Source organism: Cytobacillus oceanisediminis (genome assembly GCF_003182355.1).
Classification (GTDB): Bacteria; Bacillota; Bacilli; order Bacillales; family Cytobacillaceae; genus Cytobacillus; species Cytobacillus oceanisediminis_A.
In genome coordinates this window covers 261,352-283,389 of sequence record NZ_QGTW01000003.1, presented here as the reverse complement: position 1 = coordinate 283,389, position 22,038 = coordinate 261,352, and the positions used below count along the sequence as shown (strand labels likewise).

Annotated in this window: 24 protein-coding genes and 1 riboswitch; of the genes, 20 read left to right on the top strand and 4 right to left on the bottom strand. The window is 39.5% G+C overall.

Annotated elements, in window-relative coordinates; genetic code table 11:
• Positions 1 to 157: 157 nt before the first annotated feature.
• The 10 genes from rluB to DFO73_RS08080 all read left to right on the top strand — a co-directional run bounded on the left by rluB (position 158) and on the right by DFO73_RS08080 (position 11,643).
• Positions 158 to 883, top strand: coding sequence for a 23S rRNA pseudouridine(2605) synthase RluB (gene rluB / locus DFO73_RS08130; protein WP_110064278.1), 726 nt, complete (start codon positions 158 to 160; stop codon positions 881 to 883).
• A 236-nt stretch (positions 884 to 1,119) separates the two neighbouring features.
• Positions 1,120 to 1,644 (top strand): thiol-disulfide oxidoreductase ResA, encoded by a 525-nt coding sequence (resA, locus tag DFO73_RS08125; protein WP_110064277.1) that lies wholly within the window; start codon positions 1,120 to 1,122, stop codon positions 1,642 to 1,644.
• Positions 1,645 to 1,664: 20 nt separating this feature from the next.
• Complete coding sequence (gene resB / locus DFO73_RS08120; protein ID WP_110064276.1) at positions 1,665 to 3,296, top strand: cytochrome c biogenesis protein ResB; 1,632 nt, start codon at positions 1,665 to 1,667, stop codon at positions 3,294 to 3,296.
• 12 nt (positions 3,297 to 3,308) lie between these two features.
• Positions 3,309 to 4,490 carry a c-type cytochrome biogenesis protein CcsB gene (gene ccsB, locus DFO73_RS08115; protein WP_110064275.1) on the top strand — a complete coding sequence of 394 codons (1,182 nt, stop codon included), beginning with the start codon at positions 3,309 to 3,311 and terminating at the stop codon, positions 4,488 to 4,490.
• Positions 4,491 to 4,581: 91 nt separating this feature from the next.
• The gene (locus tag DFO73_RS08110; protein WP_110064274.1) at positions 4,582 to 5,298 is read left to right on the top strand and encodes a response regulator transcription factor; all 717 of its coding nucleotides are present in this window, start codon (positions 4,582 to 4,584) and stop codon (positions 5,296 to 5,298) included.
• Positions 5,295 to 7,079: an ATP-binding protein gene (locus DFO73_RS08105; RefSeq protein WP_110064273.1), complete on the top strand. Its 1,785-nt coding sequence runs from the start codon at positions 5,295 to 5,297 to the stop codon at positions 7,077 to 7,079. Before DFO73_RS08110 ends, DFO73_RS08105 begins: the two co-directional genes overlap by 4 nt.
• A gap of 197 nt (positions 7,080 to 7,276) precedes the next feature.
• The gene (sigX, locus tag DFO73_RS08100; protein ID WP_110064272.1) at positions 7,277 to 7,828 is read left to right on the top strand and encodes an RNA polymerase sigma factor SigX; all 552 of its coding nucleotides are present in this window, start codon (positions 7,277 to 7,279) and stop codon (positions 7,826 to 7,828) included.
• Positions 7,803 to 9,068 (top strand): hypothetical protein, encoded by a 1,266-nt coding sequence (locus DFO73_RS08095; RefSeq protein ID WP_110064271.1) that lies wholly within the window; start codon positions 7,803 to 7,805, stop codon positions 9,066 to 9,068. Before sigX ends, DFO73_RS08095 begins: the two co-directional genes overlap by 26 nt.
• Before the next feature lie 238 nt (positions 9,069 to 9,306).
• Positions 9,307 to 10,248 carry a M23 family metallopeptidase gene (locus tag DFO73_RS08090; RefSeq protein ID WP_110064270.1) on the top strand — a complete coding sequence of 314 codons (942 nt, stop codon included), beginning with the start codon at positions 9,307 to 9,309 and terminating at the stop codon, positions 10,246 to 10,248.
• Between the two features lie 483 nt (positions 10,249 to 10,731).
• Positions 10,732 to 10,897: riboswitch (FMN riboswitch) on the top strand.
• Between the two features lie 161 nt (positions 10,898 to 11,058).
• Positions 11,059 to 11,643, top strand: coding sequence for an ECF transporter S component (locus DFO73_RS08080; protein ID WP_110064268.1), 585 nt, complete (start codon positions 11,059 to 11,061; stop codon positions 11,641 to 11,643).
• A gap of 155 nt (positions 11,644 to 11,798) precedes the next feature.
• On the opposite strand, the gene DFO73_RS08075 is transcribed toward DFO73_RS08080, so the two are convergent.
• Entirely contained in the window at positions 11,799 to 12,047 is a 249-nt protein-coding gene (locus tag DFO73_RS08075) for a ferredoxin (RefSeq protein ID WP_026584182.1), read from the bottom strand.
• A gap of 296 nt (positions 12,048 to 12,343) precedes the next feature.
• On the opposite strand from DFO73_RS08075, the gene DFO73_RS08070 reads away from it, so the two are divergent.
• From DFO73_RS08070 to DFO73_RS08050, 5 genes are all read left to right on the top strand, one after another.
• Positions 12,344 to 13,405, top strand: a complete 1,062-nt coding sequence (locus DFO73_RS08070; RefSeq protein ID WP_110064267.1) for a helix-turn-helix domain-containing protein — start codon at positions 12,344 to 12,346, stop codon at positions 13,403 to 13,405.
• Positions 13,402 to 14,901, top strand: a complete 1,500-nt coding sequence (locus DFO73_RS08065; protein ID WP_110064266.1) for a RecQ family ATP-dependent DNA helicase — start codon at positions 13,402 to 13,404, stop codon at positions 14,899 to 14,901. Before DFO73_RS08070 ends, DFO73_RS08065 begins: the two co-directional genes overlap by 4 nt.
• Positions 14,902 to 14,907: 6 nt before the next feature.
• Positions 14,908 to 15,531: a CPBP family intramembrane glutamic endopeptidase gene (locus DFO73_RS08060; protein ID WP_110064440.1), complete on the top strand. Its 624-nt coding sequence runs from the start codon at positions 14,908 to 14,910 to the stop codon at positions 15,529 to 15,531.
• A gap of 72 nt (positions 15,532 to 15,603) precedes the next feature.
• Complete coding sequence (locus DFO73_RS08055; protein ID WP_110064265.1) at positions 15,604 to 16,326, top strand: LysM peptidoglycan-binding domain-containing protein; 723 nt, start codon at positions 15,604 to 15,606, stop codon at positions 16,324 to 16,326.
• Positions 16,327 to 16,484: 158 nt separating this feature from the next.
• Complete coding sequence (locus tag DFO73_RS08050; RefSeq protein WP_110064264.1) at positions 16,485 to 16,943, top strand: YpbF family protein; 459 nt, start codon at positions 16,485 to 16,487, stop codon at positions 16,941 to 16,943.
• A 48-nt stretch (positions 16,944 to 16,991) separates the two neighbouring features.
• Here DFO73_RS08050 and DFO73_RS08045 read toward each other — a convergent pair whose 3' ends face one another.
• The 3 genes from DFO73_RS08045 to DFO73_RS08035 form a co-directional block, all read right to left on the bottom strand.
• Entirely contained in the window at positions 16,992 to 17,561 is a 570-nt protein-coding gene (locus DFO73_RS08045; RefSeq protein WP_110064263.1) for a manganese catalase family protein, read from the bottom strand.
• A 108-nt stretch (positions 17,562 to 17,669) separates the two neighbouring features.
• Positions 17,670 to 17,930: a spore coat protein CotJB gene (locus DFO73_RS08040; protein WP_110064262.1), complete on the bottom strand. Its 261-nt coding sequence runs from the start codon at positions 17,928 to 17,930 to the stop codon at positions 17,670 to 17,672.
• Entirely contained in the window at positions 17,927 to 18,157 is a 231-nt protein-coding gene (locus DFO73_RS08035; RefSeq protein ID WP_110064261.1) for a spore coat associated protein CotJA, read from the bottom strand. Before DFO73_RS08035 ends, DFO73_RS08040 begins: the two co-directional genes overlap by 4 nt.
• Positions 18,158 to 18,302: 145 nt before the next feature.
• On the opposite strand from DFO73_RS08035, the gene DFO73_RS08030 reads away from it, so the two are divergent.
• The 5 genes from DFO73_RS08030 to DFO73_RS08010 all read left to right on the top strand — a co-directional run bounded on the left by DFO73_RS08030 (position 18,303) and on the right by DFO73_RS08010 (position 21,881).
• Positions 18,303 to 18,935, top strand: coding sequence for a CBS domain-containing protein (locus tag DFO73_RS08030; protein WP_110064439.1), 633 nt, complete (start codon positions 18,303 to 18,305; stop codon positions 18,933 to 18,935).
• Between the two features lie 60 nt (positions 18,936 to 18,995).
• Positions 18,996 to 19,391, top strand: coding sequence for a hypothetical protein (locus DFO73_RS08025; RefSeq protein ID WP_110064260.1), 396 nt, complete (start codon positions 18,996 to 18,998; stop codon positions 19,389 to 19,391).
• A gap of 24 nt (positions 19,392 to 19,415) precedes the next feature.
• Positions 19,416 to 20,186: a metallophosphoesterase gene (locus DFO73_RS08020; RefSeq protein WP_110064259.1), complete on the top strand. Its 771-nt coding sequence runs from the start codon at positions 19,416 to 19,418 to the stop codon at positions 20,184 to 20,186.
• A gap of 82 nt (positions 20,187 to 20,268) precedes the next feature.
• Complete coding sequence (locus tag DFO73_RS08015) at positions 20,269 to 21,174, top strand: MerR family transcriptional regulator (RefSeq protein ID WP_110064258.1); 906 nt, start codon at positions 20,269 to 20,271, stop codon at positions 21,172 to 21,174.
• A 128-nt stretch (positions 21,175 to 21,302) separates the two neighbouring features.
• Complete coding sequence (locus tag DFO73_RS08010; RefSeq protein ID WP_110064257.1) at positions 21,303 to 21,881, top strand: genetic competence negative regulator; 579 nt, start codon at positions 21,303 to 21,305, stop codon at positions 21,879 to 21,881.
• The last annotated feature ends 157 nt before the right edge of the window (positions 21,882 to 22,038 follow it).

Here is a 22,038-nt window from a genome sequence, read left to right as displayed (position 1 = left end):
CTTTTGGACTCATATCCGAACTTCAGGCTAATACACCCTCGCTGCGAACTCATCTTATTTAATCATGGCTGCTTTGAAAACATGGCGAATTGTGTCATAATTCATTAGGAGTGAAAAAAGAATGAAAATCTGTTATTAAATCTATGAGGTGACATAAATGGAAAGATTGCAAAAAGTTATTGCCCATGCAGGGATTGCTTCACGAAGAAAAGCTGAGGAGCTTATGGCTGAGGGACGTGTAAAGGTAAACGGAAAAACAGTTAGAGAGTTGGGTGTAAAGGTGTCGGCATCAGATCGCATAGAAGTCGATGGAATCCCTGTAGAAAGGGAAGAGCCTGTTTACTATCTCCTTTATAAGCCGAGAGGTGTGATTTCAGCTGTATCCGATGATAAGGGAAGGAAAGTCGTCACAGATTACTTTGAAGGAATAAAACAAAGAATTTATCCTGTAGGAAGGCTGGATTATGATACATCAGGCCTCCTGGTTCTTACCAATGATGGTGAGTTTGCAAATCTGCTAATGCATCCAAGCAATGAAATCGAGAAGGTGTATGTTGCCAAGGTGAAAGGAATTCCGTCCAGGGAAAGTATTAAGAACCTTCAAAGAGGGGTTATTTTAGAAGATGGAAAAACAGCGCCTGCACGGACAAAGCTTTTATCAATGGACAAGAAAAAACAAACAGCCATTATTGAGATCAGCATTCATGAAGGGCGTAACCGCCAGGTAAGAAGAATGTTTGAAGCTATAGGGCATCCTGTTCTGAAGCTTAAAAGGGAAAGATATGGCTTTCTGACTTTGCAGGGATTATCAGCTGGTGATGCAAGGGAATTAACAGCACATGAGGTGAAACAGCTTCGTGCACTTGCGATGAAGAAAAAGTGATAAATAGCTGTCAGCTTCTGAAAAATTCATAGAAGTGTCACAGTTACTTACGATTGTTAACAATGTCGGGATGTTGAAAAATGATATAATAGTAAACAGCTGTGCAGGCAATTCATGATCTTAAATTGCTACATAGTAACCTGATAAATTGCTAATACTGAAGAAATTTGATTTTTTAGACTCCTTTTCCCGATTTGATTTAATCGTAAGGGGTTGGCTTTGGGAGGGAATTTTATATGAAAAAGAAGCGTCTGGTAATTAGAACGGTCATTCTGCTTGTCCTTGGTGCTGCCGTGGCATATACCTTATACGCTAATTTTACAAAAGATCAGGTGCAAAAGGTCGCTGTCGGAGAAAAAGCGCCTGACTTTGTTCTGACAGATATGGATGGGGAAAAACATCGGCTTTCGGATTATGAAGGGCAAGGGGTTTTCCTGAACTTCTGGGGAACATGGTGCAAGCCTTGTGAAAAAGAAATGCCATATATGAACAACCAATATAAACAATTTAAAGACCAGGGGGTTCAGGTTCTGGCTGTCAATGTAGGGGAAACCGACCTGGCAGTAAATAAATTTTCTGACCGTTACAACTTGTCGTTTCCAATTGTAACAGATAAGGATGGCCAGGTTCAATCAGCGTATGGGATTAATCCTCTTCCTGCCACTTTTCTTATTGATAAAGAAGGAAAGGTGATCAAGTATATAACAGGAGAGATGACGGAAGCGACGATTAAGGACTATATGGAACAGATTAAACCATAAGTTACGGGGAGTTTTTATATATGAAAGAAGTAAAATGCGACTGCGGCCATGTAAATCCGCATGGAACGGTTCTCTGTGAATCCTGCGGCAAGGTACTGGAAGAAAAAGAAAGAGATAAGAAACTTCTGGATATGCGATATGAAGGAAGTGCCCGCCGTTCGCAAACCTATAATAAAACGATTATTGATAAAATATGGAATTTCTTTTCATCCGTAAAAGTCGGGGTCTGGCTTATTGTAATTACGCTGGTTGCTTCAGCACTTGGCACGATCCTGCCCCAGGAAATGTATATTCCGCCAATTATGCCTGCTGCCGAGTATTACGAAGATCAGTATGGCTGGATAGGCAAGCTATACTATGATCTAGGATTCCATAATCTTTATAGCTCCTGGTGGTATCTTATTTTGATTGCCTCCATTGGAATATCGCTGGTAATATGCAGCCTTGACAGGGTTGTCCCTTTATACAGGGCTTTGAAGAAGCAGAGGGTCAGCCGGCACGAAAGCTATCTGCAGCGCCAAAGGGTTTTTGGAGTTTCAGAAGTAGAAGAAACAGACAAGGCTTTTTCAATGGCAAAAGAAAAATTAAAAGAAAAAAAATACAATATAAGAGAAGAAGATGGAAACCTTCTTGCCGAGAAAGGCCGTTTTTCAAGATGGGGCCCATATGTTAACCATGTTGGACTTATCATATTTCTAATAGGCGGAATGCTGCGTTTTGTTCCCGGCATGTATGTAGATAAAATTCTATGGATTCGGGAAGGCGAGACAAAGGTCATTCCTGAAACCAATGGAGAATACTACCTGAAGAATGATGCATTCATTCTTGAAGTGTACGATAAAGAGAAAGATAATGAAGTGTTTGGGGAAGCCATCGATAAAGCCGGTATGGTAGCCAAAAATTATCAGTCAAACGTCACTCTTTATAAAAAACAGGGTGATGCAGTTGCTGGGGAAGAGGCAGACCTAGAGAAAGTTAAGGACTATGAAATTAGAGTAAATGAGCCTCTTAAGTTTGATAAATTTGCCTTATACCAAGTGGATTACAAACTTAATGAATTAAATAAAATGTCTTTCGCCTTGACCAATAAACAGACGGGTGAAGAGTTTGGCGATTTAACAATTGATTTAAATGATCCAAAGGATGTTTATGATCTCGGAAATGGATATAAAACTGAAATTGTCAGCTATTTCCCTGACTTTGAATTTGATGAAAACGGGGAGCCGGTTACAAAATCAAGAATTCCAAATAATCCTGCCTTTGTTTTTAAGATGTTTACACCGGATAAGCCTGATGGTGAGATCAGTTTTGTTGCTATTAGGCAGACAATTGAGCCATTTGGCGATAATGAATACAAGATGGCATTTAAAGGAGTAGATACTAAGAATGTATCGGCTCTGACGGTCCGGAAAGATTTAACTCTGTGGATTATCGCATTGGGCGGTGCCATTTTCATGATTGGGGTTGCTCAGGGGTCTTACTGGAACCATCGCCGCATTTGGCTTCGCCGTGTTAATGGCGAAGTGTGGGTAGCCGGCCACACAAATAAAAACTGGCATGGACTTAAAAGGGAAATTGAAGCAGTTCTGGATGGAACCGGTATTAACGAACCTGAAGACCAGCTGCAAAATCAAAGTGAGAAGAAAAGCTAAGGAGGAATCGGAGTGGTTAATTTAAGCAGCAATTTACTATATACAGCTTTTATCCTCTATTTAATTGCTACTGTCTTTTTTGCTGGCTCCATTAAAGATAAGAAAAACCCTAAAAAAGGGCCAAACAAGTGGGCAACCCTCGGACTTTGGATTTCTATAATTGGTTTTATTGCCCAGCTTGGATACTTTATTACACGATGGATTGCTGCCGGGCACGCGCCAGTCAGCAACTTATTTGAATTTACAACATTCTTTGGAATGTCCCTTGTAGGTGCATTTATTGTTATCTACCTAATTTATAAAACACCAATTTTGGGAGTTTTTACGCTTCCGGTAGCATTGCTTATGATCGCGTATGCAAGCATGTTTCCAAGGGAAGTTTCACCGCTGATCCCGGCTTTGCAAAGTGACTGGCTCCATATACACGTCACAACTGCTGCCGTTGGGCAAGCAATTTTGGCTGTGAGTTTCGCAGCAGGAATTATTTATTTAGTAAAGTCTGTTGACCAAACCAAACAAAGCAAACAGAGATTCTGGCTTGAAGCTGTTATGTTCGGATTGGTTTGTACACTTGGCTTTGTCATCATCAGCTCAACCTTCTCGGCTATGGGCTATAAAGCAGAATTTAATTGGATCGATAAGAACGGGCAGGAAGCCGTTCTTGAATATCATATGCCTGCTTTAACAGGTCCGAATGAAGGGCAGCTCCTGACTAAAGGGAAATTTGAACCATTAGCGGAAATGCCAGCAATAATTAATGCAAAAAAATTAAATACGGTTATATGGTCATTGGCTTCAGGAATCATTCTATATCTGCTTTTAAGAGCGATTCTCCGAAAACGGGTTGGTGCAGCGCTACAGCCTCTTGCAAAAAATATCAATCTTGATTTAGTGGACGAGATTGGCTATCGTTCCGTATTAATCGGATTTCCGGTATTTACGCTCGGAGCACTGATTTTTGCCATGATATGGGCACAGATTGCCTGGACACGTTTTTGGGGATGGGATCCGAAGGAAGTATGGGCGCTTATTACGTTCCTATTCTATGCAGCTTATCTTCATCTACGCCTTTCTAAAGGCTGGCATGGCGAAAAGTCGGCCTGGCTTGCTGTAATAGGATTTATCATTATTATGTTCAATCTTGTTGCTGTTAACCTGGTCATTGCTGGTCTGCACTCCTATGCCGGATCATAATTGGAAAATATGAGCCTTCACTTCACTATAGTGAAGGCTTTATTTAAAACTTCATTTATTTCTTTATTAAATCATTTGGGGGATTTGTGAAATGAAAAACGAAGTAAAGATTTTAGTAGTGGATGATGAGGAAAGAATTCGCCGATTATTAAAAATGTATCTTGAACGCGAGAATTATACAATTGATGAAGCAGAAGATGGGAATCAGGCTTTATCAAAGGCATTGGCAAACGATTATGATGTCATTCTTCTTGACTTAATGATGCCTGGCAAGGACGGGATTGAAGTATGCAGGGATCTTAGAGAAAAAAAAGCTACTCCTGTTATCATGCTGACAGCCAAGGGTGAAGAGGTTAATCGTGTTCAGGGGTTTGAAGTAGGAACTGATGATTACATTGTAAAGCCGTTCAGTCCTAGGGAAGTTGTTTTGCGCGTAAAGGCCTTATTGCGCAGATCTTCGAAAACGACTTACCTTCAAACAGAAACCACAGCCAAAGATGTCATTGTGTTTCCGCATTTAACCATTGATAATGATGCCCACAGGGTATTGGCTGATGGGAAAGAAGTAAGTTTGACTCCAAAAGAATATGAATTGCTCTACTTTCTTGCAAAGGCACCGGATAAGGTCTTTGACCGTGAGCAGCTGTTAAAAGAAGTATGGCACTATGAATTCTTTGGGGATTTAAGAACAGTAGATACACATGTGAAACGCTTGCGTGAAAAGCTAAACAAAGTTTCCGAGCTGGCTGCCCGAATGATTGTGACAGTATGGGGCGTGGGCTATAAGTTCGAGGTTGTCAATGAATGATGCTCTGGCGGAGTGTAGTAGGTAAGCTTTGGGGTACAATTCTCTTATTGGTTTCCTTTGTACTGCTAATATTAACAGTGATGCTTCTGGAGTTTTTTGAGAATTACCATATAAATGAAACAGAAATAGGGCTGACCAATACAGCCCATAAAATTACCAGGATTTTGAAAGAGCATGACCGGGATGTTGGTTTGGAAATTTCCTGGGAGCTCGTTGATGATGTTACAAAAGTCGTCATCATTAATACGCCATCAGAATATTATTATTCTCCCAACCATACAGATTCATTAAAGCTTCCGGTTTCTTATTTGTTAGAGGAGAAAGACTTAAAAGAAGTCCTTACGAAAAATAAAACGGTTAAGAAAGTATCCTCCGTTAATCCCGAATATACGGATGCAGCCGCTGATGATGAAAGCAGGATTCTGATAATTGGTGTCCCGCTTGAGTTGGGTAACAGCAATGGAGCAGTCTTTATCTACCAGTCTATTGAGGTTATGCAGGAAACCACAAGATCAACAACAAAATTCATTTTGCTTGCTGCGGGTGTTGCGATCATCTTAACGACGATTTTTGCGTTTTTCTTATCAACAAGAATTAACGCCCCGCTCAGAAAGATGAAAGAGGCTGCTTTTGAGGTGGCGAGAGGGAAGTTTGATACAAAAGTTCCGATTCTAACAAATGATGAAATTGGTGAATTAGCTACTGCATTTAATCAAATGGGCAGGCAGCTGAAATTTAATATGAATGCCCTTAGCCAGGAAAAAGAACAGCTTGCAAGCATTCTAAGTGGTATGGCTGATGGTGTTATCACGTTTAATAGAGATGGTACCATTCTCATTACAAATCCTCCTGCAGAACGCTTTTTACAAAGCTGGTTCTACGAGCAGGATGAGGCAGATAAGAATACAGAGGCTGTTCCATCCAAAGTAATGGAGCTTTTTCAGCTGGCTGTTAACACGGAAAAAGAGCAGATCGGGGAAATCTCCATTCAAGGCCGTTCCTGGGTGATAATTGTAAGCCCTTTGTATAATAATAAGTTTATAAGAGGCGCTGTCGCAGTAATCAGGGATATGACGGAAGAACGGAAACTTGATAAACTCCGCAATGATTTCATTGCGAATGTTTCACATGAATTAAGGACGCCTATTTCCATGATGCAGGGATATAGTGAGGCAATCGTTGATGATATTGCCGGAACGGATGAAGAGAAAAAAGAAATGGCAAGTGTCATTTATGACGAATCCTTAAGAATGGGACGGCTTGTAAATGAACTTCTTGACCTCGCTAGAATGGAAGCGGGGCATATTCAACTGACAATGGAAGAAATTGAAGTGAATTCTTACCTGCAAAGGATCATCCGGAAATTTCAAGGCCTGGCAAAAGATAAAGATATCAGCCTTGATTTTGATTTGATGAGCAAAGAAACGTTTATACCTTTTGATCCGGACAGGATTGAACAGGTAATGACGAACCTGATCGATAATGCTATCCGCCACACACCAGAGAAAGGCGTAGTAAAAGTGACGGAACACAGTGACGAACGCGGGTTGTTTATTGAAGTCAAAGACTCAGGATCAGGCATACCTGAAGAAGATCTGCCATTTGTTTTTGAGCGCTTTTACAAAGCAGATAAAGCAAGGACCAGAGGGCGATCGGGAACCGGACTTGGACTGGCTATCGCAAAAAATATTATTGAGGCACACAAAGGCCATATCACCGTTCAAAGCAAGCTGGGACAAGGTACGACATTTTCTATTTTTATACCTCGAAATGAAGGATAAAATTGAGAAATGTGCCGATTCTTCTTGATTCACGGGAAACATTTGCAGATACAGTATATCATCTGAAAATTATATAGAATTCTTGGGGAAGGAGATATCCGAATTATCCTTCCTTTTTTTTATGAATAATAATATGATTAAATTGTAACTTTTTTTAGAAAGATAACGACTATTTAATTGAACGGGGAGGGGAATCCATGGACTCCGTTTTTGATGAACTTTATAAAAAATACCATCATGACGTATTTCAATTTCTTTTTTATATGGTCAAAAACAAGGAACTGGCTGAGGACCTGGTCCAAGAAGTCTATATAAGAGTATTAAAATCGTACGAACGTTTTGAAGGAAAAAGCAGCGAAAAAACATGGCTTTTTTCAATAGCACGCAATGTTGCCATAGATTCCTTCCGAAAACATAAAGGGTGGAAGCAAAGAATAATGGAAAAATTTGACTGGTCAATCCAGCAGGTAAAGGATGAGCTTCCCCTGCCTGAAGAAATCGCCATGCAAAGGGAAGAAATTCAGCTGATATACCGGTGCCTGGATTTATGTACAGTTGACCAGCGGCTGGTTATCATTATGAGATATATTCACGAACTTACCATTACAGAGACAGCCGATGCATTAGGCTGGACTGAAAGCAAAGTTAAGACAACTCAGCATAGAGCGTTAAAGGTTTTGAAAAAGTATATGGAAGACATAATGGTAAAGGAGGGGATGAATAATGAGGAAGTCAAAGTGGAGCGATGAGCAGCTGGAAGAATTTTTGAGCCAGATGCCAAAAATAAAAGATAACCGTGATCCAAGAGAAATCTATCAAAACATTGAAATGAAGTTCGGGAGACAAAAACAAAAAACATGGATCCTGCCTGCTGCAGCGGCGGCCGCTGCCTTGCTTCTATTTTTTATTCTTGCCCCAAGCCTTATGAATTGGCAGGAGTCTGCTGATAAATCAGTTGAGATTAAAGCCGATAAATCCTCATCATCTGCAGAGAGTGCCGGTGAAAATAACACTTTTGAAGCCAATGACGATAAGGCTGAATTAAAAGCAGAGGAAGAAATAGAAGAGAACAAAGCTGAACAATTTGATGATGTTTCTAAAAATGATGCGGAAAAAGAATCAAATGATCAATTAAGAATGCAATCTGTAGCTGCTGATACGAGTGCAACTGCTGTTTATGAGGAAGATTTGGCCGGGAAGGAAGTATTAACGTATGCTATTCCGGATCAGACTGCTCAAAACATCGTTCCGGTCAGTGTTCTGGTTGAAGAGGATCCCGCTAAATCCAAATTTGACTTATTCGAAGAGAACATGAGCAAGCTTACTGAAAAAGATTGGGGATTAGACGACTATTACCCTTTAAAAGCAAGCTTTGACTATGACGAGGAAAATAGAACATTAACAGTCGATGTCCCACAAAACCACCCTTACAGTATGTCATCTACTACTGAACAGCTGCTTGAAAAGGTGCTTGGAAATGTTATGCATAATCTAGATATAGAAAAGGTTAATTTGACAACCGAGGGACATGATGGCATTGAATTTAGCCATTTCGGATATAGAGAAAACTTTGTGCCGGAACAAGGGGCTGGAAACTTAATATATTATTTTCTGTATCCGAATGGAACGGAATCCAAGCCCTTCATGGTTCCACTGAGGGAAAAGCTTAATTCTATCAAAGATGCTCTAAAGGCTATGAAAGAGAACCGTGTTGAAGACAATTTGCAGGCATCCATTCCTGAAGATATCAATTTTGAAGCAGAGGAAATACAGGAACGGAAGCTGCTGATCCGCTTCGAAAATGAATCGGAAATTATTGATAATGAACCAACACTACATGCCATTGAAGCGATATTGCTGACTGCAAAGGAGTTTAACTTTGAGACAGTTAAGCTGGAAAATGCTGATGTTAATAAGATTGGCAACTTTGACCTTTCTAATGAATTAAAAGTGCCGGTTGCGGCAAATAAACGTGAATTGCCAAACTAAAAAGGCGGCCCAATGAGGCCGTCTTTAATTTTGGCAAACTACGAAATTTCCTCCTTTTGCATAAAAAACCACAGGCAGGAAGTATACTAACAAATGTGCTTTTGGAACCAAAATCCAGAATGTTTTTCGGTTCTAAAAAAGTACAAGCTGTCATAGGGTGAAAAAGAGGGCGGCTGAGGATATTCAGATGGCTCAAAATTCAGCTAGTGATTCAAGCTAACAATTTAGGAGGAAAAGAATGAGGGATTACATAAGACGTTTCTTTATTGCAGGGATAATGGCTCTTTGTGTCGGTCTATTATTTCTGGGAGGGAAGCATTCTAAAGCTGCAGAACTTAATGTTGAAGAGCTTACACAGGACTGGATGTGGCCTGCAGATGGGGTGATTTCAGATATTTTTGGGACAAGGCATGGCCATCATAAGGGAATCGATATTGCTGCCGAATCCGGCTCGCCAGTTTATTCAGTTGACTCTGGAATTGTATCAAAATCGTATTACTCGCAAACTTATGGACATGTTATTTTTATTAAGCACAGCAACCAAACGGAAACGGTTTATGCACATATGAACGAACGCTTGGCCGGCGAAGGGCAGCAAGTTAGTCAGGGCCAGAAAATAGGAACAATGGGGAGTACAGGTGACTCTTCCGGGGTGCATCTCCACTTTGAAATACATAAACGAGAATGGACAGTTGATAAAGAAAATGCGGTCGACCCTTTTGTCGCTTTTGGAAGGGAAGAAATTGGACAGCCCGTGTATGCAACATTAAATGAAGAAAGTGCGCATGAAGTATCCGCTCAATTATCTCAGCTTGGACCAGGGCAGACTCGAATACAGGACCACACATCTGCCAATGCTGAATTAGCTGAACCAGGTCATGGCGAAGAGGCGATACATATTGTGCAGCCGGGTGAAACACTATGGGGAATTGCAGCGGTGTATAATTTATCAGTTAACGAAATTGCGAGTGTGAATAATATTGAACAAAATAAAATTGTTTCTGGCCAAAAACTAAGAATTAAATTAGAAAACTATGAGCGATATGCTGTGAAAAAAGGTGACACCCTTACAGCCATTGCAAATAAATATAAAACTACTGCAGAATCAATCAAAGAAATAAACAAACTGGATGCGGATTTTCTTAAAGTTGGACAAGTGCTAATAATCCGCCAAAAATGAGTAGGTTTTGTTTGTGCGACTTTCCCACTTAAAAAACTGGTAAAAAACTTGGGGGGTAGGAAAAATACTGACAGATTATCATAATCTTGAATGGCACAAGAAGTCGCGAAGAACCTGCCATCGTCCGCGCGTAGTCACGTACAAAAGGGGTTTAAGAGCATAAAAGGCCTGAACCTTCGAGTAAAGCCTAATTTGTTAGGGAATATCTCAAAAATCCATAGAGCTTACGGGGATGGAATTACTTTGTTCGAATATAATTCACTTCCCCTCTTTCACAAAAAAACTTTTTCAAAATGAAAATCTATTGGCCGGTCAACATATAAAAGCAACGAACTTAAAGCAGGAAAACAACAAACTTAAAACGCTTAAAACTCTAAAAAGTTACAATCTCCTGAATGACTCCGCCTGCATTGTCACAGAAAGATATATCCCTTCCCATTACATCTTTTTTTCAGTATAATAAGAGATGTAAACATTAATACGGTCTATCTTCGGGGCAGGGTGAAATTCCCGACCGGCGGTGATGAGTTTATATGACTCTAAGCCCGCGAGCCTGAGAGTGAAGTTTTTCCATACTTTACGCTTTAATTGGGCAGGATTTGGTGCGATTCCAAAGCCGACAGTACAGTCTGGATGGGAGAAGATGGAGGTTCTGCAGACGTTCAAAAAATGCAGGTTTTGAACGTTTTTAAGCATGTCTTTGTAATTCTCCCTCAAGTGAATTGGCTTGAGGGGTTTTTATTGCTGAGACATTTGCTTTGCCGAACCTTTCTTCTATAGGAGAGATAGTCCTAAAAAGGAGAGAGGAACATGAAAAAACTTAATATTAAAGCTTTAGTATCAATCGGAATGCTTAGCAGTATTGCTTACATTTTAATGCTGCTGAATTTTCCAATCCCGCCATTTCCGCAATTTTTAATGATTGACTTCAGCGATATCCCTGCATTGATCGCAGCGTTAATCTTTGGTCCAGCGGCAGGAATTTTAGTTGAATTAATTAAAAATATCCTTGATTATTTTATGACAGGAAGCGCAACGGGAGTCCCTGTTGGCCATATTGCGAACTTTGCAGCTGGCATTTTGTTTGTCTTGCCAACCTACTATGTATACAATAAGCTGAACACAAAAAAAGGCATGACCTTTGGATTGGTCGTTGGCACAATGTTTATGGCTGTAATCATGAGTGTGCTAAATTATCTGATTATCCTGCCAGCCTATACCTTCTTCCTAAACTTCCCGGCAATGTCGGCACCGGAGATGCGAACGATGATCGTGACAGGTATTTTGCCATTTAACATTGTCAAAGGATTGCTTATCTCCATCGTATTCATGCTATTATTTACACGGATGGGAACTTGGTTGAACAAGCAGGCAACTTTTAAAAATGCAGCTTAATTAAATTATAAATATAAGAAGCAACGGCTATGTGTACCGTTGCTTTTTTGCTGTCTCCAAGCTGAACCCTCGCTATCAGATTCAGGGCAAATAAAAACTCCCTTTCATTCATGAAAGGGAGCAGTAGCTTAACATGGTAGAATATAATTGAAGATCTATTCGTATTTAAGCGGGTCGCCGTCAAAAGCATCGTCAGCTACTTTAATTGAATCAGTTGGGCATCCTTCGAAAGCATCCATCATATCATCAATTAATACATCCGGAATTTCAACGATTCCCTGGTTATCATCAAGGGTAACGAATGCAATGCCTTCGTCATCGTAATCATAAATGTCTGGTGCAGCTGCTCCACAAGCACCACATGCGATGCATGTTTCTTTGTCAACAATTGTATACTTTGCCATGAAAAAAAACCTCCCAAGATTTAAACAAATAATCTTCCATCATTTAGATGGTAACGCATTCCTCATATCTATTGTAAAACTGTATGGGCAACTTTTCAATAGAAAATGTATTGAGAATGCTTATCATAACTGGGTTTGAGCTTTAATTTACCCTAAAAAAATTATTTAAAACGATTTGCTTATTTCTTTCATGATAAAATGGAAAGGAACACAAATTGTCTTTATGTACATAATTCCTTAAAAGCATCAAGAAAGGTGCTTAAAAATAAAACCAGCAGCCAATAAGGTGAAAAAACATGGAAAGTTCTTATTTAAAAATAGTCATTTTATATTGTATAAAAGAACTGCAGGGCCAAAGGACGATTTATTCTATTCTGCACTTGTTAAATGGGAAAAAGTCTTCTCAAACGATCCAGGATGCCCACTTATTCCAATTAACCCGTCTTTTTAAAACATTTGGACAATTAACCCGATCAGAGCTTGAACAGCTTGCTGCAGAAATGGAAAACGCCAATTGGATTGGCCAGGATGAAAATGGCCATTTTGAATTAAGAGTAAATGGAGAGAAGTATTTGCAAAGTGCTCTATTAGAATACCCGATCCCATCTTCCTTAAACGGCTGGAAATACCATACGTCAACAGGCGTTCTTTGGGAGAGGATCTCACTCCTTGTACAGGTTATTTCGCATTTGAATTATAATCATGCAAAGTATCTTCCAATTCAAAGAAAGCGGAATGTACTATCTTGGCTTAAAGACTTTTTAAAAACATCTGGAGCTGACAGGAATGAACTTGGAATTCTTTTGAATAAAGAACTGCAGCACTGTCTCGGAAGTCTAAGTGATATTAATCCTGCTGTTCTAACCCTGAGGCTAACAGGCTATAATCATATTGGCCTTACCGCTGTGCAGGCTGCCAAGCAGCTGGGGGTAGGCCAGGATTATTATCACCATCAATTTCTTGGTGTACTCCATTATATGTTGGATTGCATTAAACACAGTCCTTCCCAATATCCTTTGCTGGGAAAACTGGTTTCTGGATCTGAGGATTCTGTTCCGCTAACTTTCTCAACGAAAAAAACTTACTCATTGCTAGACGAGGGCTTTGGTTTAGACGAAATAGCACGTATTAGAAATTTAAAAAAAAGTACAATAGAAGATCACGTAGTAGAAGTGGCTTTAAATATGAGCAGCTTTGATATCACACCGTATGTTGCGAATGCCAGGCAGAAATCAATTCTTGAGGCAGCAAATAGCTCTAAGTCACGGCAGCTAAAACAAATTCGTAAATTGGTGCCGGAAGCGGATTACTTTGAAATAAGATTAGTTTTGGCGAAGTTTGGAGAAGAAGAAAGATGAATTTAGAAACTATTTTACAAAAAACATATGGTTATACATCCTTCAGACCTGGCCAAAAAGAAATCATTGCAGCAGTGCTTTCCGGAAAAGATACTGTGGCCATGCTTCCCACAGGAACAGGCAAGTCTCTCTGCTATCAGCTTCCCGGATACTTGCTTGAAGGACAAGTAATTATCATATCTCCCTTGCTGTCCCTGATGCAGGACCAGGCAGAGCAGCTTATGCTAAACGGGGAGAAAAAGGTGATTGCTTTTAATTCATTTTTGACACATGAAGAAAAGAGACAATCGCTAATGAATTTAAGGCACTATAAATTTATCTTTATTTCACCGGAAATGCTTCATTTTGAAGCTGTATTGTCTCAGTTGAAGAAATTGAGGATTGCTTTATTTGTGGTGGATGAAGCGCACTGTATATCCCAATGGGGCTATGATTTCAGGCCTGATTATTTAAAACTTGGAGAAGTCAGAAAGAGGCTCGGAAATCCGCTTACATTAGCTTTAACGGCTACGGCTACTCCCGCGGTTAAGGAAGATATAAAAAAATCACTTGGCATAACAGAAGGCAGCGAATTTATTTATTCCGTTGACCGGCCCAATATCTCACTGTCAGTAGAAAGGTTAAATAGCTATCGGGATAAAATTGAAAGACTTGTTGAACTTACTGAAACCCTTGAGGGTCCTGGAATCATTTATTTCTCCAGCAAAAAAGTGGCGGAGCAGACTGCTGAGCTCCTTAGAGACAGTGGAGTTGGCAGTGTTATGGCTTACCATGGGGGAATGGACCAGGAAAGCAGGATTTTGGTACAGCAGCAATTTATACATGGACAGCTAGACCTAATTTGTGCAACCAGTGCATTTGGCATGGGGATTAATAAAGAGAATATTCGTTATGTCATTCATTTTCATATGCCGCTGCAGATTGAATCGTATTTGCAGGAAATTGGACGGGCCGGAAGAGATGGAAAGAAAAGTATTGCCATTCTCCTCTTTGCTCCTGGGGATGAACAGCTTCCCTACCAGCTCGCAGAAAGCGAATTGCCTGATGACGTGCAAATTGATTGGATAAGGGGATGGCTGGAGGTAAATCGGGAGGTTATGTCAAGTCTATCTCAATACGAAGAGCAAATCAGGCAGATATCTGGTTTAACAGACACACAATGGAGAGTTTTTGAAGACTTTTTTCAACGAAAAAGCAATCAAGGAATCCCCCTTGAACGGGTTGTGGAGGAGATCAAGGTCTATAATCAGAAAAGGCTTGAGTCAAAGAGGCAGAGTATTGAAGAAGTATATAGCTGGATTAGTATGAACGTATGCCGCCGAGAGCATATTCTATCTCATTTTAACGAGGAAAAAAAAGTGGCTATCCGAAACTGCTGTGATGTATGCGGTCTGGAACTAAACGCTTTTACAAAAAAGAGTAATAAAGAAAATCAGGAGAACCTGCTATATGATTGGAAGAATCATTTAGATGCGCTTCTGATTCCGGGTGAGTGAATGAAAATGAAAAAGAAGTATGCGGATATTATTAAGGGCCTGACTGACAAAGAACTGTTATTTCACCTCTATATGACGCAAATTCTGCTATTAATTATTTCTTTTATATTAGGTATTATATTATTTGATAGTCTGAGCGTTTTTTTAGATCTATTCAGGTGGAATGATGTTAATATCCTTTTGATTGGGGGGACTGCGGGAGCTGCTATTGTAGTTGTGGATCTAATCCTCATGAAGCTGCTTCCTCAATCCCTATATAATGATGGAGGGGTGAATGAAAGGATTTTCCGAAGCCGAAATCTATTGCATATAGCATTGATAGCGGCAGTAGTAGCCTTCAGTGAAGAACTGTTATTCAGGGGAGTCATTCAAACGCATTTTGGGCTGGCCGTTTCAAGCATTATCTTTGCACTTGTTCATTATAGATATTTATTTAATTGGTTTTTGTTTTTAAATATTATTACATTAAGCTTTTTTATAGGTTATATTTATCTTGTAACCGAAAATTTGCTTGTTACCATCGTTATGCATTTCCTGATTGATTTTTTATTGGGAGTCATTATCCGTAACCGCCATTCCAAAAATGCGAAAAGGAATGAACAGGACGGTAATGTGATACATAACGAATAGCAGATCCATTAATAAAAAAATTTATTTTAAAAAATAGCTTCTTATGAATATTATTACAGGAAGGGATGTTCCATGAATAAAGAAGGCCCTTACAGAGATCAGGCGGAACGGCTCCGTAAGAAGATTGATAGAAAGCAGGAATCGGACACGGGTGGATCAAAATCAGCTCTGCCGCCAAGGAGCAGGGTGCATCAGGAAAAGAGAAAAAAGAATAAATGGAAGCTTAAATATCCTGTCATCCGCTTGCTCGCTATGTTTTTTATCCTTCTTCCCATTACTATTTTCAGTATTTATAATTATTTGAGCAAAGAAAAAGGCATGGGTGCTGCAGAAGAAGCTGGAGCTATCGAGACAGGCTTTGAAACAGTTGGGTATGAGACAAACGATACTAATAAAGGGACTACGATAGAAGTAAGAAAAGATAATATAGCATCAGAATCAACAGAGCCTGAGAATTCTCCTGCACAGGGGGAAAGCACAGCCAATTCTGAAACACAAGCTTCTCAAAAGGAAGATTCAGAAGCTGAAGGTTCTGCAGCCCAGCCAGAGCAGGAAGAGCAGCCAAAAGAAGCAGAAAAATCTGTACCTGAAAAAGCGGCTGAACCCAAGAAGCAGGAAGAGCCCAAAACAGAAGGAAAAATCGTCTATCATACGGTTAAGCCAAAGGAAACAATTTTCAGAATAGCGATGACCTATTATAAGTCACAGGCTGGAATTGATATAATAAAGAAAGCCAATAACTTGCAGTCCAACGAAATCATGACTGGCCAGGTTTTGCAAATTCCACTGAATTAAGAGCAGGCAGGAGTGGACTTTAATTGTTTCGAGATTAGGTTTTAAAGGACAAAAACCTTTAATGAAGTTGTTTTTCACACTTTACATGCTTACTTCGCTCTCTTGTCATATAATGTTGTACAAGCTCATACATTATTATGAAAAGAGGAGGGAGAATCATGGAGGCGCCGATTAAAATGCTTGATGATCGAACAGACCAGGCTACACGAAAGATGCTTGAAAAAGTAGTGGAGAGAAAGCAAAAGTTTGATAAGTTCAAGTCATGGCATTTGGTTGCCATGTGGGCAACAGTGTTTATATCTTTCTTATATTTTTTCTATATTTACAAAACGGTTATGCAGCCTTTTTCGTATTCATTTGCCTCTATGTTTTCAGCCTTTGTCAACCAATCTGGTAATTTCTATTTGCTTGTTTTTACGGTTGGATTATATGGGCTAATGAATCTGCTGAGAGAAAAAAGAGAAAAAGCAGAAAAGGAATTTCACGCATTAAGATGTGAAATCATAGATAAGAGCAAGGATCTATGGAAAAAAGAAGAAGAATGGAAAAATCGGCATACCGTTTTCGAAATGATGAAAAAAAATTACGACATTAACCTCTACCATGAGAATAAATAATAAAAAGAAGCAGCCCGACTGCTTCTTTTTTAATTTTAAGTATAAAAGTTAGAAGAATTTCTTCTTATCCCGTTCTTCTTTAAGAATTTCTACTGCTTCCCTGAATCGCTGCGAATGGACGATTTCCCTTTCCCTTAAAAAGCGCAGGCCATCATTTAAATCCGGATCATCACTCATGTTAATGATCCACTGATAGGTTGCTCTTGCTTTTTCCTCTGCCGCTATATCTTCATATAAATCCGCAATCGGATCACCCTTGGCCTGAATATAAGTAGCTGTCCATGGTACACCGCCTGCATTTTCATAGAATAGTGCATTATCATGGTTTGCATAATGTGCGCCAAGACCCGCTGCTTTCATTTGTTCAGGTGTAGCATCCTTTGTTAATTTATAAACCATTGTTGCAATCATTTCCAAATGTGCAAATTCTTCAGTTCCTATATCTGTCAAAAGTCCGATTACTTTATCCGGTATTGTATAGCGCTGGTTTAAATATCTTAGAGCGGCAGCAAGTTCTCCGTCGGCACCGCCGTATTGTTCGATTAAAAACTTTGCCAGCTTCGGATTGCATGAGCTAACCCGGACTGGATATTGCAATTTTTTTTCATATACCCACATCTTTCTTCAACCCCTCCCTGAAATTCTGGCTTCGGCTAACGTTATCCATAGAAAAGAATATTTCCAGTTATCAGCGCCTCCGTTATGGAAGGCGCCAGCTTACAAATATTACACCTGCCAGGGCCATGGAGCGTCATCCCAATTCCAAGGATGACCAGAGTAGCTATGTCCGTATTGCATTAATGGGCCATATTTGCTTTCAATTGCATTTCTTAGTTTTTTACGTTCCTTCGCATAGTGGTTGAACTGCTTAATGGCTTCTGAATCATCGTTATGAGTGTCAAGATACAGAGTCAAGTCAACTAATACAAAATCGACTGCTTGCAGCTGTTCGAGAAGCTGGTAGTACTCTGCTGGCAATTGTTTCATGGCTGCTGCCCCTCCCTGGCCTTTTCATATGGGCTATACCAAGGGTCATAGAAAGCTTTCCATAAAGTGCCTGTTCGTAAGGCTTGCATTGGTGTAAATTGCTCAAGACCTGGCGGCTGGAACCCCATATATAGATTTGGAGGAGTTGAATATGATTTAACGGTAATCGGTTTACAAGGGTCAAAAGGGCTTACATAAGGATGCCAAGTTTTACGGAGTGTGTTCATGTTTAATCCCTCCTTATTTGTGCGTCATTGAATCTTATGAGAAATCCTTGGTTTTCATGTTAAATTTATTTAACAAAAAGAGGGGATAACGGAAGTGATGGCGAAATATAAGCGGGGTCTTATTAATTACTCTGAGGTGATGGCAATGTTTGTGAAAAGTATCATGATTCCAAAGCACACATGTTATACAGTTGATCAGGATGAAACATTGAAAAAAGCATTAGCAGTGCTTGAGGAGCATCAAATTGACGGGCTTCCAGTATTGGAGGGCGATAAATACGTCGGCATTATCACTAGATATGGAATATATGAGAACTTCTTTTCATCAGGAAAATTAAAAGAGGATTTTTTGGATGCAACGCTGGTTAAAGATATTGCCACACATCAGGAGAACTACCTTGAGGGAAATGAAATTTTCGAAAAAACTTTATTGGCCTTAAAGGACTTTCCTTTGCTTGCGGTTTTAGGAGAAAATCGAAAGTTTCTGGGTATAGTCACCAGATTTGATGTACTTGCACAATTCCAATCTGCATTTGGCACCAATCGTTCAGGTGTAAGGATCGCGTTTACATCTGTAGAAACGGAAGGGCGGATAGCAAGATTGGCAGAAATTGCCCACTACTTCCATGAACACATCATTTCCCTGGTAACTTTTGATGAAACAGATAAGCTGGTACGCCGGATTGTTATGAAAGTGGAGAAAAATAACAACCTGGATAAGTTCATTAGCAAGCTTGAAAAATCGGGCTTTCGCGTTCTCGACATTACAGAAGATTAATTTTGAAAATAGTCAACAAAACAAATCCTTCTCATACAATTTGTATAGGAGGGATTTTTTGTGTATTATCAATTACTGAAACTACTGACTGGCTTAATAAGCGGTTTTTTATTTATAAAGTTTTTTCCGGTCTCCATCCCGATGAGTATTTCAGATATGATTGTCATATTCGTACTGGAGCCGGGCGGTTTTTTTTTAGGCATGATTTTTTTTATTATTGCCTTTATTGCCAATGCAGAGATGATCAGAAGCGCCATAGAATTGACTGCATTGCTTGTAAAATATAAAAAAACACATTTCTTTGAACTTCTGCTGAGTTTATTAATTATCGGAAGCTTTTTTATTTTGTCTGCGATTTCTCTTTGGGAAACGATTGCCCTTTTCTGTTTTTCGGTAATCTATGGTATTATTTCTTTAGATTTTAAGAAACTGAAATTTGCTGAAGACTATGAATAGAGGCAATGTAGTGCAGGAGGAATTATGATTTATATAGCGGCTTTTGCCTTAATTGGCGGTGCGGGATTACTTATTTATATGCTCAAGGAGGCATTCGCGGATCGAATTATATATAAAGAGCTTTCTTTTTCCGAATTCCCGGAAAGCTTCGGAGAAGTAAAGCTTTTTTTTATTTCTGATATTCATAGGCGGCTGATTTCCGATAAGATAATTGCGGAGATTAAAGGGAAAGAACCGGATTTGGTGATTATCGGTGGAGACCTTATGGAAAAGGGAGTTCCTTTTGAAAAAGTGAAGAAAAACGTTTTATTGTTAATGGAAGTCGCACCTGTTTATTTTGTTTGGGGAAATAATGATTATGAAGTAGACTTTCACCAGCTCGATGCCCTTCTTTTGGAATGCGGTGTGAAAATCCTTGATAACACAGCACTTTCCTTTGAATCTCAGAAAGGGGATCGCTTTGTATTAATTGGAACAGACGATCTAAGCAAGGATAGGGAAAGACTGGATCTTGCTCTGGAAGATGCAGGAACAGGCGGCTTTCGGGTTTTAGTAAGCCATGATCCCAGAATCGCAAAACAGATAAAAAAAGAACACAACATTCACCTTGTGCTAAGCGGACACACGCATGGTGGCCAAATTCATATCTTAGGTTATAGCCCATATGAAAAGGGGCGGATCAAAAAGCTTCCCGAAACAACGATTCTGATAAGCAATGGATACGGAACAACTGGTGTGCCACTGCGTCTGGGCGCAAAGGCCGAAACTCATTTCATTACTCTAAAGAACAGCTGATCCATGATGTTATTCAAAACATATACAGAGTTTACACACTTATTGGTAACTTCTATAATCGGTAATGAATGGAGGGCTGAGCATGTCAAATGAAGAAGGAAAATACAATATTAAGGCAGTTTCAAGAATGCTCGGCATTCAGCCAGGTACTTTAAGAGCATGGGAAAGGCGTTATCAAATTGTTGCCCCTAAAAGAAATGAATCAGGCCACAGGCTCTATACAGAGGAACATGTAAGAATTTTAAAATGGCTGCTGATGAAGGTTAATCAGGGTTTTTCAATAAGCCAGGCCGTTTCTCTGCTGGAAAACAATGAACTGAATACAGAGCCCATTCAAATGGAAAAAGAAGGAGACAGGTCCAGTATCTTAGCAAATGAGCTGCTGGCGTCTCTTCTTCAATTTGATGAACCAAAAGCGCATGATTTGATCAACCAGGCGTTTAGTTTGTATACAATTGATAAAGTGCTTGTTGATATATTAGGCTTATTGCTTGTTAATATTGGCACTCTTTGGGAAAATGGCAAGATTACCAGCGCACATGAGCACTTTGCTTCGTCTATTTTAAGGTCAAGAATCGGAATGATCCTCCATTCTTTTCCGCATAATTCTGTTTTGCCAAAAGCGATAGCAGTATGCGGGCCCGGTGAGGCCCATGAGCTTGGCCTTCTGATATTCACTCTCTTTTTAAGGCGAAAGGGCTTTGAGGTGGTTTATCTTGGGACAAGCATTGCAGACGAAGATATCTATAAAGTAATTGATATTGTAAAGCCTAAGTTTTTATTTTTTTCCTGTACCATGAAGGCAAATGTATACGAAACCCTTAAACTGTCCGAGAGGCTGGTTGAATCTTATGGGACGCTCAATGTAGGGATTGGTGGATTCGCAATTGACAGCCTGACAGAAGAAGAAAAAAAGAAATATAAGGAATTTATTCCCGGAAGCTCAAAGGGTGAATGGGAAAAATGGATAAAAGAAAATTTATATTAAATTAAATGAGCCGGCACGTGTTGCCGGCTCATTTAATTTTTGGTCTTCATTTAGAAGGAGACGACTCACAAACTTCTTTTATCTTCATACACTAAACCAAAGAGTTGGTTCAGGGCAGGGGGCTTATTATGCGCTTAGAACGTTTGAATTATAATAAGATCAAAATCTTTCTTACATTAGACGATTTAACGGACAGGGGACTTACAAAGGAAGATGTCTGGAAAGACTCTTTAAAATGGCATCAGCTTTTCCATGAGATGCTCGAAGAAGCAAGTGAAGAATTTGGAGTTGACATTCAAGGAACAGTCGCTGTAGAAATTTTTTCAATGCAGGCTCAAGGAATGGTCATGATTGTAACGATGGAGGAGCAGCGGGATGATGAGCTCCTTGAGGATGGTTTTATTGAAATGCAAGTAACTGTTGATGGCAGTGAAGATATCTTGTTCGAATTTCAGGATTTTGAGGATGTAATTCAAATGGCCAAAAGGCTGAACCTTGTTCATATTGAGAACGGAAGCCTCTATTCCTATAAAGGACAATATTATTATTATGCCGCCGATATTTGCGGTGAAGATATCCATCGGGCAGTTGCCATATTAGCTGAATTCGGTAATCCCTCATTTGTCAGCATCCATCTCATTGAAGAATATGGCAAAATTATTATAAAAGACAAGGCTGTTAAAAAACTAGTGTGTTTTTTTTCATAAAATAAGAGGAGGGAAAGGTTCCTCCTCTTCCTTATTTTAAGGAATTTCTCTTAATTACTCATGAACAAAGTAAAAATTGGGTAAAACAATGTTAAGTTCATGCGCCGTAAAAGCCACCGAAAAAGCAGTTGACTTTCATGTATATCGGAGAATGAAA

Coding starts and splice junctions, on each gene's coding strand:
- rluB (WP_110064278.1), top strand. CDS start 158: ATGGAAAGATTGCAAAAAGTTATTGCCCATGCAGGGATTGCTTCACGA.
- resA (WP_110064277.1), top strand. CDS start 1,120: ATGAAAAAGAAGCGTCTGGTAATTAGAACGGTCATTCTGCTTGTCCTT.
- resB (WP_110064276.1), top strand. CDS start 1,665: ATGAAAGAAGTAAAATGCGACTGCGGCCATGTAAATCCGCATGGAACG.
- DFO73_RS08110 (WP_110064274.1), top strand. CDS start 4,582: ATGAAAAACGAAGTAAAGATTTTAGTAGTGGATGATGAGGAAAGAATT.
- DFO73_RS08105 (WP_110064273.1), top strand. CDS start 5,295: ATGATGCTCTGGCGGAGTGTAGTAGGTAAGCTTTGGGGTACAATTCTC.
- sigX (WP_110064272.1), top strand. CDS start 7,277: ATGGACTCCGTTTTTGATGAACTTTATAAAAAATACCATCATGACGTA.
- DFO73_RS08095 (WP_110064271.1), top strand. CDS start 7,803: ATGAGGAAGTCAAAGTGGAGCGATGAGCAGCTGGAAGAATTTTTGAGC.
- DFO73_RS08090 (WP_110064270.1), top strand. CDS start 9,307: ATGAGGGATTACATAAGACGTTTCTTTATTGCAGGGATAATGGCTCTT.
- DFO73_RS08080 (WP_110064268.1), top strand. CDS start 11,059: ATGAAAAAACTTAATATTAAAGCTTTAGTATCAATCGGAATGCTTAGC.
- DFO73_RS08075 (WP_026584182.1), bottom strand. CDS start 12,047: ATGGCAAAGTATACAATTGTTGACAAAGAAACATGCATCGCATGTGGT.
- DFO73_RS08070 (WP_110064267.1), top strand. CDS start 12,344: ATGGAAAGTTCTTATTTAAAAATAGTCATTTTATATTGTATAAAAGAA.
- DFO73_RS08065 (WP_110064266.1), top strand. CDS start 13,402: ATGAATTTAGAAACTATTTTACAAAAAACATATGGTTATACATCCTTC.
- DFO73_RS08060 (WP_110064440.1), top strand. CDS start 14,908: ATGAAAAAGAAGTATGCGGATATTATTAAGGGCCTGACTGACAAAGAA.
- DFO73_RS08055 (WP_110064265.1), top strand. CDS start 15,604: ATGAATAAAGAAGGCCCTTACAGAGATCAGGCGGAACGGCTCCGTAAG.
- DFO73_RS08050 (WP_110064264.1), top strand. CDS start 16,485: ATGGAGGCGCCGATTAAAATGCTTGATGATCGAACAGACCAGGCTACA.
- DFO73_RS08045 (WP_110064263.1), bottom strand. CDS start 17,561: ATGTGGGTATATGAAAAAAAATTGCAATATCCAGTCCGGGTTAGCTCA.
- DFO73_RS08040 (WP_110064262.1), bottom strand. CDS start 17,930: ATGAAACAATTGCCAGCAGAGTACTACCAGCTTCTCGAACAGCTGCAA.
- DFO73_RS08035 (WP_110064261.1), bottom strand. CDS start 18,157: ATGAACACACTCCGTAAAACTTGGCATCCTTATGTAAGCCCTTTTGAC.
- DFO73_RS08030 (WP_110064439.1), top strand. CDS start 18,303: ATGTTTGTGAAAAGTATCATGATTCCAAAGCACACATGTTATACAGTT.
- DFO73_RS08020 (WP_110064259.1), top strand. CDS start 19,416: ATGATTTATATAGCGGCTTTTGCCTTAATTGGCGGTGCGGGATTACTT.
- DFO73_RS08015 (WP_110064258.1), top strand. CDS start 20,269: ATGTCAAATGAAGAAGGAAAATACAATATTAAGGCAGTTTCAAGAATG.
- DFO73_RS08010 (WP_110064257.1), top strand. CDS start 21,303: ATGCGCTTAGAACGTTTGAATTATAATAAGATCAAAATCTTTCTTACA.